The sequence below is a fragment of the Coprococcus sp. AF51-11b1 genome (genome assembly GCF_027682785.1).
GTDB classification, from domain to species: Bacteria; Bacillota; Clostridia; order Lachnospirales; family Lachnospiraceae; genus Allocoprococcus; species Allocoprococcus comes.
In genome coordinates this window covers 57,865-70,759 of record NZ_JAQCZB010000005.1, presented here as the reverse complement: position 1 = coordinate 70,759, position 12,895 = coordinate 57,865, and the positions used below count along the sequence as shown (strand labels likewise).

The 12,895-nt window shown below is 43.5% G+C and carries 10 protein-coding genes; 3 read left to right on the top strand and 7 right to left on the bottom strand.

The window, feature by feature from the left end; genetic code table 11:
- The first annotated feature begins 65 nt into the window (after positions 1 to 65).
- The 3 genes from PGY05_RS06610 to sigE all read left to right on the top strand — a co-directional run bounded on the left by PGY05_RS06610 (position 66) and on the right by sigE (position 3,453).
- Entirely contained in the window at positions 66 to 1,685 is a 1,620-nt protein-coding gene (locus PGY05_RS06610) for an MBL fold metallo-hydrolase RNA specificity domain-containing protein (protein WP_173685214.1), read from the top strand.
- A gap of 222 nt (positions 1,686 to 1,907) precedes the next feature.
- Positions 1,908 to 2,699, top strand: coding sequence for a sigma-E processing peptidase SpoIIGA (locus tag PGY05_RS06605; protein ID WP_008371882.1), 792 nt, complete (start codon positions 1,908 to 1,910; stop codon positions 2,697 to 2,699).
- A 10-nt stretch (positions 2,700 to 2,709) separates the two neighbouring features.
- Positions 2,710 to 3,453 (top strand): RNA polymerase sporulation sigma factor SigE, encoded by a 744-nt coding sequence (sigE, locus tag PGY05_RS06600; protein WP_008371883.1) that lies wholly within the window; start codon positions 2,710 to 2,712, stop codon positions 3,451 to 3,453.
- 54 nt (positions 3,454 to 3,507) lie between these two features.
- On the opposite strand, the gene ftsZ is transcribed toward sigE, so the two are convergent.
- From ftsZ to PGY05_RS06565, 7 genes are all read right to left on the bottom strand, one after another.
- Positions 3,508 to 4,716: a cell division protein FtsZ gene (ftsZ, locus tag PGY05_RS06595; RefSeq protein ID WP_022220760.1), complete on the bottom strand. Its 1,209-nt coding sequence runs from the start codon at positions 4,714 to 4,716 to the stop codon at positions 3,508 to 3,510.
- 149 nt (positions 4,717 to 4,865) lie between these two features.
- Positions 4,866 to 5,624: a cell division protein FtsQ/DivIB gene (locus tag PGY05_RS06590; protein WP_172676569.1), complete on the bottom strand. Its 759-nt coding sequence runs from the start codon at positions 5,622 to 5,624 to the stop codon at positions 4,866 to 4,868.
- A gap of 44 nt (positions 5,625 to 5,668) precedes the next feature.
- Positions 5,669 to 6,727, bottom strand: coding sequence for an FtsW/RodA/SpoVE family cell cycle protein (locus tag PGY05_RS06585; RefSeq protein ID WP_022220761.1), 1,059 nt, complete (start codon positions 6,725 to 6,727; stop codon positions 5,669 to 5,671).
- 76 nt (positions 6,728 to 6,803) lie between these two features.
- Positions 6,804 to 8,165 carry a UDP-N-acetylmuramoyl-L-alanine--D-glutamate ligase gene (murD, locus tag PGY05_RS06580; RefSeq protein WP_195434487.1) on the bottom strand — a complete coding sequence of 454 codons (1,362 nt, stop codon included), beginning with the start codon at positions 8,163 to 8,165 and terminating at the stop codon, positions 6,804 to 6,806.
- 13 nt (positions 8,166 to 8,178) lie between these two features.
- Positions 8,179 to 9,135: a phospho-N-acetylmuramoyl-pentapeptide-transferase gene (gene mraY, locus PGY05_RS06575; RefSeq protein ID WP_055157373.1), complete on the bottom strand. Its 957-nt coding sequence runs from the start codon at positions 9,133 to 9,135 to the stop codon at positions 8,179 to 8,181.
- A gap of 102 nt (positions 9,136 to 9,237) precedes the next feature.
- On the bottom strand, positions 9,238 to 10,971 hold the full coding sequence (locus PGY05_RS06570; protein ID WP_270475547.1) for a peptidoglycan D,D-transpeptidase FtsI family protein: 1,734 nt from the start codon (positions 10,969 to 10,971) through the stop codon (positions 9,238 to 9,240).
- 64 nt (positions 10,972 to 11,035) lie between these two features.
- The gene (locus PGY05_RS06565; protein WP_055157369.1) at positions 11,036 to 12,889 is read right to left on the bottom strand and encodes a peptidoglycan D,D-transpeptidase FtsI family protein; all 1,854 of its coding nucleotides are present in this window, start codon (positions 12,887 to 12,889) and stop codon (positions 11,036 to 11,038) included.
- Positions 12,890 to 12,895 lie beyond the last annotated feature (6 nt).

The window sequence follows — 12,895 nt, the reverse complement described above, 5'->3', positions numbered from 1 at the left end:
TATCATTTTTCTTTAAATTATAGTATAATATACTAAAATAATTTTTACGCAAAGGGGTTGAGTATATGAAACTTACTTTTATCGGTGCCGCCCATGAAGTAACTGGAAGCTGCCATTATCTTGAAGCATGCGGAAAACATATTCTAATAGACTGTGGACTGGAACAAGGACCTGATCTGTATGAGAATCAGGAAATCCCGATCAATCCTTCCATGATCGACTATATCCTCTTAACGCATGCACACATTGACCATTCCGGCAAGATTCCTCTGCTTGTAAAAAATGGTTTTAAAGGAGAAATCATCTGTACATTCGCCACCTCTGATCTGTGCAGCATTATGCTCCGTGACAGTGCACATATCCAGGAATCCGAAGCAGAATGGCGAAACCGGAAGGCACTTCGTTCCGGTGCTCCGCTTTACGAACCACTTTATACTGTACAGGACGCCATGAATGCAGTTGCACTTCTTGCGCCGATCGATTATAACCAGACGATCCAGCTCTGTGAAGGAATCGAACTCCGCTTCACAGATGTCGGTCATCTGCTTGGTTCTTCCTGCATTGAAGTCTGGATCACAGAAGGCGGTGTAAGCAAAAAAATCGTATTTTCCGGAGATGTCGGAAATATTGACCAGCCGATCATCAAAGATCCGCAGCATGTGGATGCAGCCGATTATCTTGTCATCGAATCCACCTACGGAAACCGGGTCCATTCTACTGTAAAACCGGATTATATTAAGGATCTTACCAGAGTCCTGCGCGAAACCTTTGCCAAAGGTGGAAATGTAGTCATTCCATCTTTCGCAGTAGGAAGAACCCAGGAGCTTTTATACTTTATCCGTGAGATCAAAGAAAATAATCTTTTGCCGGAATATCAGAATTTTGAGGTTTATGTAGACAGTCCTCTGGCGATCGAAGCAACCAACGTTTTCCAGAAAAATGTACAGTCCTGCTTTGATGAGGATGCAATGGCTCTGATAAGTAAAGGAATCAACCCTCTTCTTTTCCAGGGACTGAAAACCACGATCACCAGTGAAGAATCTAAAATGATCAACTTCAATGACAAACCAAAAGTAATCATCTCTGCTTCCGGAATGTGTGAAGCCGGCCGTATCCGCCATCATCTGAAACACAACCTCTGGAGAAAAGAATGCACGATCCTCTTCGTAGGCTATCAGGCAGTTGGCACTCTTGGCCGCAAGCTTGTCGAAAGCAAACCGGAATCAGTCCGGCTCTTTGGTGAAAATGTAGAGGTTAATGCCCGTATTGAAGTCCTTGCAGGGATCAGCGGACATGCCGATATGAATGGTCTTCTGAACTGGATTGATGGATTCAAAGAAAAACCATCCCACATCTTTGTTGTACATGGAGAGGATACGGTTACAGATTCTTTCGCTGCTACCATCACAGACCGTTTCGGCATTCCGGCATTTGCACCATACTCCGGAGGCTGTGTTGATCTCGCAACCGATACCATCCTTTCTGAAGGTATCAGGCTTCCGAAAAAAGCAGTTGAAAAGCCGGCCAAAGCACGTGCTCTTACTGCATTCAACCGCGTGGTTGCGGCAGCCAAACACCTCATGGATGTTGTGCTTAAAAATGAAGGTCTTGCAAACAAAGATCTTGCAAAATTCGAGTCACAGATCCAGAATCTTGCTGACAAATGGGATCGTGACGACAGATAAATACCGATCTTATCTTTCCAGAGACCGGCTTCCGACATGGAACGCCGGTCTTTTCCTGTCTTTTTCGACAATTCTTTAAAAAAATCCAGCATTTCAGCATGTCGAATAAAATTATTCTGTTTTTTCCATCTTCTGACAAAATCTGAAACACATCTTTTCTATAATAAAGCATGCTTAAGTACCAAATCTATTTAGCAGCTAAAGAGAAAGAAGGATAAGACTATGCAGTATGAAGTATATCTGGATGTATTGTTTCTGGAAAATATGATGATGGATTTTCTGATTCTTCTGGCAGTAAAAAAAGTATTTCCATGTTCTGCCACTTATGGAAGTCTTCTTGCCGGTTCCTTTACCGGTTCACTACTGACCTGTGCCATTTTATTTTTTCCATGCCCGGTATGGACCCGCTATATCCTGCTGTTTTTCCTGGTAAATTCCTGTATGACAGTGATCGGATTGAAAATCCGGACATTTCCCGTTTTTTTCAAAGCATGGATTCTGCTCTATCTTGCAAGCTTTCTTCTTGGAGGTATCATGAGTTGGCTCCGTCTTTATTTTGGAAAATTTTTCCGGATCATATCTTTTCTTTTCACCCTTGGCATCTGTGGTTTTTTTCTTTTATATCATGGACTTTTGTTTCTAAAGAAACTATGGAAATCACAAGATCATAGTTTTGATGTGATTTTAACTGTAAATGGAAAAGATTTTCATCTGAAAGCCTTTCTGGACAGTGGTAATCATCTTTCTGATCCACTGACCGGAAAGCCGGTTCATATTATCAGCAAAGACGCCTGTCAGAAGATTTCTTCCCAAATCTCACCTGGAAGACTCCGGTACATCCCGTACCGGACTATACAGAAGACGACCAGTATTCTTCCTGTTTTTTCTGTCAAGAAAATGAGAATAACAGGAGAATCTGAATTTTTGATCCAATCTCCACTGATCGGTATTTCCGAACAGAAGAATTTTGGAAACGGAAAATATGAAATGCTATTGCATCCTGAAGATTGTTAGGAGGATTATAATGATGATAAAAGTTGCTGTTTCAGATTGTTTTAAATTGAAAATGATTCCCTCTTTCCGCAGTGTTTTCTTCCCGGAAAAGCAGGAAATCCATTACATAGGAGGGACAGATATCCTGCCGCTCCCACTTAGCAGTGAAGAAGAAGGTCATGCCATTTCCCTTCTCGGAGGCGGGCAGGATGAAGAAGGAAAAAAGCTTCTTATTGAACATAACCTGCGTCTGGTTGTATATATAGCGAAAAAATTTGACAATACCGGTGTAGGCGTAGAAGACCTGATCTCCATCGGCACGATTGGACTGATCAAAGCAATCAATACCTTCAATCCAGAGAAAAATATCAAACTTGCCACCTATGCCTCCCGTTGTATTGAAAATGAGATTCTCATGTATCTGCGCCGGAATAACAAGACCAAACTGGAGGTCTCCATCGATGAACCGCTCAATGTTGACTGGGATGGAAATGAGCTTCTTCTCTCCGATATTCTTGGAACTGAAGAAGATACCATTTATCGTGATATGGAAACCGAAGCAGAACACAAACTTCTTGGGAAAGCCATCGGACGGCTTTCAAACAGGGAACGGGTAATCGTGCAGATGCGATTCGGACTCGGAACCCCCGACGGGGAAGAAAAAACGCAGAAAGAAGTGGCCGATCTTCTTGGAATCTCCCAGTCTTACATATCAAGACTTGAAAAGAAAATTATGCAGAGACTGCGACGCGAAATGGTACGCTATGAACAGTAAACTATAAAAAACAGGGAAACAGTAATTACTTACTGCTTCCCTGTTATTTCATTCTTATTTCTTGAAGAAATCCGGAATCTTGATAGACTGTTCTTTCACCTTGCTCTGTGGAGTTCTTGCACTCTGAAGCGGTGGTACCTGTGTAGTCTGCTGCTGTACCGGTCTGCCTCCGTATACCGGTCTTTCTACATTGCTGTATTCTCCCGGATTAAACTGTGGACGTGAAATATTGCTTGCTCCCATTCCAGATCCACCGTTCATCATAGCTGCTTTATGTTCCAGTCTTGACTGAAGCTTGCTCTGTGTTCCACCTACATTGTGAAGACCTGTTGCGATAACTGTGATAGTTGCTTCATCTGACTTGGAATCATCATACATTGCACCGAAGATGATGTTTGCATCTTCACCTGCAAGATCCTGTACATATTCTGCTGCATCACTCGCATCCATAAGAGTGATGTCACCTGAAATGTTGATGATAACGTGAGATGCACCTGCGATGGTTGTCTCAAGCAGAGGGCTGGCAACTGCCTGCTTAACTGCTTCAAGAGCCTTGTCATCACCTTTGCCCTGTCCGATACCGATATGAGCAATTCCTTTATCTGTCATAACTGTCTGTACATCGGCAAAGTCAAGGTTGATCAGTGAAGGTACATTGATCAGGTCTGTGATGCCCTGGATACCCTGCTGAAGAACTTCATCAGCTTTCTTAAGTGCTTCCGGCATAGTTGTTCTTCTGTCTACAATTTCAAGAAGCTTATCATTCGGAATAACGATAAGTGTATCTACATTTTCTTTTAATTTTTCGATTCCGGCAAGAGCGTTGTTCATTCTTGTCTTGGATTCGAATTTGAAAGGCTTGGTTACAACGCCAACAGTAAGTGCTCCCTGCTCTTTGGCAATACGCGCGACAACAGGAGTTGCTCCTGTTCCTGTTCCGCCACCCATACCACAGGTAACAAATACCATATCAGCTCCCTTGAGTGCTGACTGGATCTCTTCGGCACTTTCCTCAGCTGCTTTTTCACCGATCTCCGGTTTAGCCCCTGCACCAAGACCCTTTGTAAGCTTGTCTCCGATCTGCATAAGAGTCGGAGCTTTACATAACTGAAGAGCCTGTTTATCTGTATTGATTGCGATAAATTCAACACCTGCAATCTGTTCATCGATCATGCGGTTGACTGCATTGTTTCCGCCGCCACCTACACCGACTACAATTATTTTAGCTGCTGCTTCTGATTCATTTGTTTTAATTTCTAACAAGAGTTTCTCCTCCTTCGTCACCTTATTATATTATACACCCTAAATGTCAATATGCGCTTAGTTATACATAAGACTATAATATATTTTTTTCCGAAAAATATCAATAGAATTTTGTATATTTTCCTATTTTTTTATTCACTTGACACAGATTATGTTCCAAGGTCCGGAATCACATCTTTTTCGAAGGTAATTGTAATATTATCTGTGTTAAAATTTTCCAGATACAGGGTTCCTCCCTGATCTCCCAGCTTCTCAAGGATCGGCGATATCTGCATGATCCGTTCTTCCAGATTCGTGTGCCCGACATTGACACATTTGTTTCCAAAAAAAAGATACAGATCTGAACCGGAACAAACAATCTTATCCGGCGCGAGATCACATTTTTTCAGTGTCATCGTCATATCCAGAAGGTTCCCAAATGCTTTTTTGTTCGCCTTGCTGACCGGAAGTTCTTTGTAAAGCTGTACTTTCTTTACTTCCAGCCCTTCAATGCACGGGATTCCATCCCACAGCTCCTTTGTCTTTGCAAGTACGATACCATCCTTGTCAAAATAAATACATTCATCACCTGACACGATATAACCGGCCACACGCTTCTCTTTGATCGTCACCTTCACAGTCCACGGATTCTTCATCGTCACATTTGCCTCTTCCATTGCCGGAAGCAGCTCGTGATTCATCAGGTGATTCCTGATCATCACATACAGAGAATTGGAAGACCAATTATCATCCTGCACCCAGTCTGCAATCTCCTGTCTGCTAAGATACTGATTTCCTGATACTTCGATTTTCCGCACTTGAAAGAGTAAAAGAAACGTAATCATAGCTATGCAAACCAAAATAATGACCAGAATGGCTTTCATGGCAGCTTGCTTTATGATTCTCTTTTTCCTTTCTTTCTGTATCATCCCATCAGGCATCTTCCTCCTTCCGTCTTTTGTATATCTCCTGTTTAGTCTACCACTTGTGACACACTTAGCACAAGTCCCATTTCAATTAAAAGAAACATCACCGATGTTCCTCCATAACTGATGAAAGGAAGTGTAATCCCCGTATTCGGAATTGTGTTCGTCACAACTGCAATATTTAAAATAACCTGAATCATCATATGTGCCATCGCTCCGGTCGCGATCAGCGCCCCAAAAAGATCCCTGCTTCCGGATGCGATCAGGAAAAAGCGCCAGATCAGAAGCAGAAACAGAAAAACGATAATCCCAGCACCTGCGAGTCCAAGCTCTTCACAAATAATTGAAAAGATCATATCATTCTGTGCCTCAGGTACAAATCCCAGCTTCTGTACACTGTTTCCGATCCCGACTCCGAATACTCCTCCGGATCCAATCGCGTAAAGCCCCTGCAGGGTCTGATAACCCTTTTCATATTTTTCCGGATTTCTCCAGATAGCAAGCCGTTCCAGCCGATAGCTTTCAAGGGCAAGAAAAATCCCCATAAAGCAGGCGCCTGCGATTCCCATCAAGGCAAATTGCGCATACTTCGGGCTTGCTACAAAGATCAGGATCACACCGATTCCCAGAATAATGATCGCCGTGCTTAAATTACTCGCTCCCACAAGTCCCACAATTGGAAGGATCCAGAACATGATCCTGCAAAGTGTCCACATTTTTCCGATTGTTTTTACGTTCTTCGTCACAAGATCCGCCAGAAAAAGAATCAGTGCAACTTTCGCAAATTCTGATGGCTGAAAAGAAAACGGGCCCAAAGCTAACCATCTTTTGGACCCGTTAATTTCTCTGCCAAACAACATGACCGCAACCGAAAGTGCAACTGCTGCCAGATAACCAAATACTGCCAGTCTCTGCCAGATGTGGTAATCCATCCCTGCCACGAACAGCATCAGTACAATTCCAAGCACCGTCGCAAACGCCTGCTTTTTCAGATAGTAAAAGGAATCATGAAATTTCACCTGCCCGTTATATGCACTGGTACTGTATAAGATCACCAGTCCGATCACAACCAGGAGAACAACAATCAACAGAAGCGTGTAATCCATACGCCCCTTTTTCCCTTTTTCCTCCACTTTGTTTCACGCCCTTTGATACAGATTATATGAAATTATTTTATTTCTTTTATAATGCATTCACGTATTTTTTGAATTCTTCCCCACGCACTTCATAGTTCGGGAACATTCCCCAGCTTGCACATGCCGGTGACAGCAGAACTGCATCTCCGGGTCTTGCAAGCTCCACACAGGTATCGAGTGCTTCTTCGAAAGTATCTTTTAAAATACAGTCATGAAATCCGCACTCTGCTGCTTCTTTCTGAATCTGCTCTTTTGTAGCACCGATCAGTACCAGATAGCGGACTTTTCCATCAAAGCTCTGGATCCATTCATGGAAATCGGACTGTTTATCATATCCACCACCGATCAGGATCGTCGGGCGGTTCATTGCCTGGATTCCCTTGATCGCCGCATCCGGATTCGTTCCTTTAGAGTCATTGTAATAGACAACCCCGTTCTTCTCTGCCACATATTCAATACGATGCTCAACCCCCTTAAATGCAAGTACAGACTTACGGATCACATCCAGATCTACACCGTAAGCTGCTGCCATTGCAACCGCTGCCATAACATTCTCATAATTGTGGACGCCAAGGATCTGTAATTCGCCGGTCTTGCAGATGACCGTTCCTTCTTTCTCCTTTTCCGGTTTGTATACAATGTCTTCTCCGTCAAGATAAATGCCCTGTTCCAGTTTATGCTTACTGCTGAAAAATAGAACACTTGCCTGAAATTCATCTGCCATCTTTCTTGTCTCTTCATCTTCATAATTGAGAACACAGATATCTTCTGGTGTCTGATTCTTCGCAATATTCATCTTTGCACGAATATATGCTTCCATCGTATGATGGCGGTTCAGATGATCCGGTGTGATATTAAGAACTGCACTTACCTTTGGATGGAAGGTATGAATACTCTCCAGCTGAAAGCTTGAGAGTTCTGCCACGATCACAGAATCTTCTCTGGTATCTGCTGCGGCATTCGTATATGGTGTACCGATATTTCCCACAACAAAAACGCTGTCACGGGCATTTTTCATAATCTCGCCTAAAAGAGAGGTTGTTGTCGTTTTCCCATTGGTTCCGGTAATTCCAAGCACATCTCCTTTTCCGCATACATAGGCAAGCTCAATCTCGCCCCAGACAGGAATTCCTTTTTCTTTCATAGCCAGAACAACCGGCAGATCAGTCGGCACCCCCGGACTCATTACAACCAGATCAAGACTTCCCATCTCCTCTTCTGGAAAAGCTCCGAGAACAACGCGGACTTTGCTTCCCTCACCAAGCTGTGCTTTCATTGCCTCGGCATCTTTTTTATCATTTCCATCATACAGAATTACCTCTGCCCCTTCTTTTTCCAGTAATCCGCAGGATCCGATCCCACTGATCCCCGCACCGAATACCAACACTTTCTTTCCTTGTAAATCCATTTTTGTAAGCCTCCTATAATGCCAGCAGTGCAACCAGGCACAGAATTGCAGTTACAATTGAAAATACTGCAACCACCCGTGTCTCGCTCCATCCACACAGCTCAAAATGATGGTGGATCGGCGCCATTTTAAAGAAACGCTTTCCGCCTGTTTTCTTAAAATATGTTACCTGGATCATAACTGATAAAACTTCTACCAGATAGATCAATCCTACGATGATAATGAATAATGGCATCTGGAGCATGTATGCTGTCGAAGCAACAAATCCCCCAAGAGCCAGTGATCCGGTGTCGCCCATAAATACGCTTGCCGGATAAACGTTGAATAATAAGAATCCCAGCAGCGCACCTACCACTGCACAGGTAATCGGTTCGATCCCACTCTTTGTTCCGATCGCAACAACTGTAAAGAAGGTTGCCACAAGAACTGTTACACTGGATGCAAGCCCGTCCAGTCCATCTGTAAAATTCACACCATTGACGGTACCGATCACTGCAATAAAAAGTACCGGAATGGCAAACCAGCCGATGTTCAGATATTTCCCACCTGAAAACGGTATCAGCATGGTAAGCGGTATCTTTGCCACTTTCACGATGTAAAATGCAAAAATCGCTGTAATCACGATCTGGAGTGCCATCTTCTGCATCGGCATCAGTCCATCTGATCTGTGAAGAACAACTTTCAGATAATCATCCAGGAACCCGACCAGTCCGAATCCAATCGTTACAAAAAGTACCGGAATCACCTTCGGATACTCTCTTACATAGATCAGCGAAGTGACCGCAATCGCAAACAAGATCATCACGCCTCCCATCGTCGGCGTTCCGGCTTTTTTAAGATGCGACTTCACCCCGTCTTCTCTCTCTGTCTGATCCATCTTGAGTCTTCTTAAAACAGGAATTACCACCGGTCCTGCTGCCACACTGAGAACAAACGCGATCAGCACCGGTATGACCATTGTAAAATCCATAATACACCTCTGTCTTTCTTTTGTTTTCAAAATCAGCCCTTACCTTAAAGGCACAGATTCTACGCTTTAGTATAATGTATCTGCCCTGTTTTTTCAACTGCTTCACGGGTTTTCTTCCCGTTCGATTCCAAGATAGGGAAGAATATTGTCGAAAATATCGCGCACAACCGGAGCTGCTATCGTCCCGCCATAATAGATACCCTGTGGGTTGTAAATAATTGCCATTGCTGCTACCTGCGGATCATCTGCAGGTGCAAATCCGATAAAAGATCCTATATAACGGTTCGCACTTCTTGGCAGCGTCTGGCTGGTCGCTGTCTTTCCTCCGATCCGGTATCCTTCGATCTGTGCTTTTTTTCCTCCTCCCTCGGACACAACCGTTTCCAGTATCTTTCTCATCTTTTCTGACGTTTCTTTAGAAAGAATCCGTTTTCTTTTTCCATAAGAAATCGTTTCTTCTTTCTCTCCACTTTCCGCATCATAAACGGCGACGCCAAAATGAGGAGTGATCCTTTTTCCCCCATTCACCAGAGAACATACTGTTGTTGCCATCTGCATCGGTGTCACCTGAAAAGACTGTCCAAACGACATCGTTGCCAGCTCTACCTGCCCTACATTTTCCTTCTTGTGCATGATCGTTGCAGCCTCTCCCGGAAGATCTACACCTGTCTTCCCCATCAATCCGAATTTTTCAAAATATTTATAAAAATTCTCTGTTCCAAGCCGCATCCCTACTTCAATAAAAACCGGATTACAGGAATTCTGCACCCCCTGTACAAACGTCTCGGATCCATGTCCAGTCGTCCTCGCACACCGGATCCGGCGGTCTTCCACAAGCTTGTATCCAGGACAGTAAAAAGTATCTTCTTCTTTGACCACTCCCTCTTCCAACGCCGCCGAAGCAGTAAATACCTTAAAGATCGATCCTGGTTCATAAGTATCATTGATACTCCTGTTCCGCCACATCTGATTCAGCATTGCCTGTTTTTCTTCATCATTCAAAGCGGCATCTGTTCCCTCTGGTAATGTAAACGGGGCATTCAGATCAAACTCTGGAGCATTGACGCAGGCATAGATTTCCCCTGTTTTTGGATTCAGGATCAAAATCACAACTGCATCTGCCTGTTTTTCTTCCATTACTTTGTCCGCAGCCTGCTGTGCATATTCCTGGATATTATAGTCCAGGCTTACCTGCAGAGTGTCTCCGGAAACCGGTTCTACTCTGTCTTCCAGCGTATCCGCAAGCTCAATCCCTCTGGCATCAGTTGTTGTCAGAATCATTCCGTTCACACCTTTCAGATAATTTTCATATTTTACTTCCAGTCCAATGATTCCCTGATTGTCTCCACCGGTAAATCCAAGAACCTTTGAAGCCAGATTGCCATACGGATAGTACCGTTTAAAATCCTCATCTACCTTCACCCCGTCCAGTTCATATGCACGAATCCGGTCCCCGGTCTCTTTCTCCACATTTGTCTTTATTTTTTCCCTGGAAGAAACTTTTTCGATTCTTTTCCGAATCATTTCTTTCTCTATTCCAAGCTCATCGGCAAGAACCTGGATCACTCTCTCCGGATCTGTTATCTGACTATGGATAACAGATATGGTACACACCGCTTTATTGGTCGCAAGGACTTTGCCATTTCTGTCAATGATCTCTCCCCTTGCCGCCTTGATCTCCCTCTCTCTTTCGTGCAGCGTTTTTGCTTTCTGTTGATAATACGCAGCATCAAATATCATCAAATACACCAGTCTTGCGATCAGAAAAAAAATCATCAGAAGCGCGCTTAAAAATACTACCAGCATTTTCTTTTTATTATAAGTCTTATTCCGCATAAAAACCCCGAAAAACAGATTCTTACTATTACAGTATGATCTGTCTTCCGGGGTTATACCCAAATTACTCAGCCGGAGCCTTTGTAATATTCAAATACGGAAATGCTTCTGCCATAATATCAGAAGCGAGCTGCGAGATCAGGCTGCTGGTCGCTGACTGATCCGGAGCATTCGGTTCATCGATGACTACATAAATCATAATTTCCGGATTCTCCTGCGGTGCATATCCGATAAAGGATACCACGTTCTTATTCTCTCCACGGGGCAATTTTTCCGCTGTACCGGTCTTACCACCGATATCATAACCTTCTACCTGTGCATATCTACCACTACCGTTCTGAACAACACTGTACATATAACTTTTCAGTTTATCAGAAGTTTCTTTAGAAATTGTCTTCTTCTCCAACACCGGATCAATAGTCTGGATCACATTTCCGTTCTCATCCTGAATGGCTTTTACAAGATGCGGTTCATAATAATCGCCACCATTGATCAGAGAACAGAATCCTGTCGCAAGTTGAAGCATAGTTACGTTAAAATTCTGTCCGAAAGAGTTGGTTGCAAGATCCGTTTTGATCATTCCATCCGGTGACTGCAAAATACCAACCGCCTCACCCGGAAGATCAATTCCCGTATACTGACCGAATCCAAAAATACTCTGGTACTTACAGAATTCTTCCGGTCCGATTGCCAGACCAATCTGCATCAGGGCAACGTTACATGAATTTTCCATAACCTGTGTCAGATTCTGCTGCCCGTGTCCACCATTATCATAAGAGATACATTTAATCTCCCATTCATCGATCTGAAGGGAACCACCGCAGTAATAGGTTTCATCGCCTTTCAGTGCACCAATCTCCAGACCTGTTGCAACCGTAAATGGTTTGATCGTAGATCCCGGCTCAAAAGTATCGCTCACGCAGAAGTTTCTCCAGAGTTCATTCAGAGCATCGATCTTATCGTCACTGCTCATTCCGGTTATTTCTTCCTCTGTATAATACTTGGATAGATCTCTCGGATTATTCAGATCATAGGTAGGTGAGGAAGCCATTGCCAGAACTTCTCCGGTATTCGGGTTCATCATGATCACAGCTCCGTTTTTAAATCCCATCCCCTCCTGCGCTTCATCTGTGTGCGCCTGGTTAAACTCTTCCAGATGTTTTTCCACGATAGACTGCAGGTTCGCATCAATCGTTGTTACAATCGTATTTCCATTTATCGGCTCTTTCACCGTGTTTTCAATTGCCGAGTCTTCATTCTGATAACCATATCTGCGTCCATCCGTTCCATTCAACGTTGAATTATAGGATGCTTCCAGTCCGCTTGCTCCCACATTCCCCGATACGCTGAATCCCAGGACATCGCAGGCAAGTGTATTATATGGATATTTTCTGACATAATCCTCTTCCAGCCAGATTCCTTTGATCTTGGAATTTTTCTTCTCAGCCGCTTCAAATGCCTTCGCATCATCGTAGGAAATTCCTTTTTTCAGAATATTGTACCGACTGTCCGGACTGTCCGCGATAATTGCATCCACTGCCGATGCCTTGATCTGAAAATAACTTTTCAGCGCTTTTTTCGTAGCTGCTATGTTTTCAGCTTTTTTTGTCTCGTCTGAAAGTAAGACCTTTGCATCCAGAATCACATTGTATACACGCTCACTTGTCGCAAGCTTTGTGCCGTTTGTGTCTACAATATCTCCACGCTTGAACGGAATCGACCGACTCATATACTGCTGCTGATCCAGTACTGTCTTGGTATAATCTTCTCCTGACGAGGCATTGATATAGGTAATTCTTCCGACAAGAATAACAAAAGCCAGTAATATCGCTATAAAGAGCATTACCAGCTTTTTCTGCATTCCAACCGTGAATTTATGCCTCAGAACGGAAGGCTTTCTTTTTCTTCTTTTTGACATGTTATT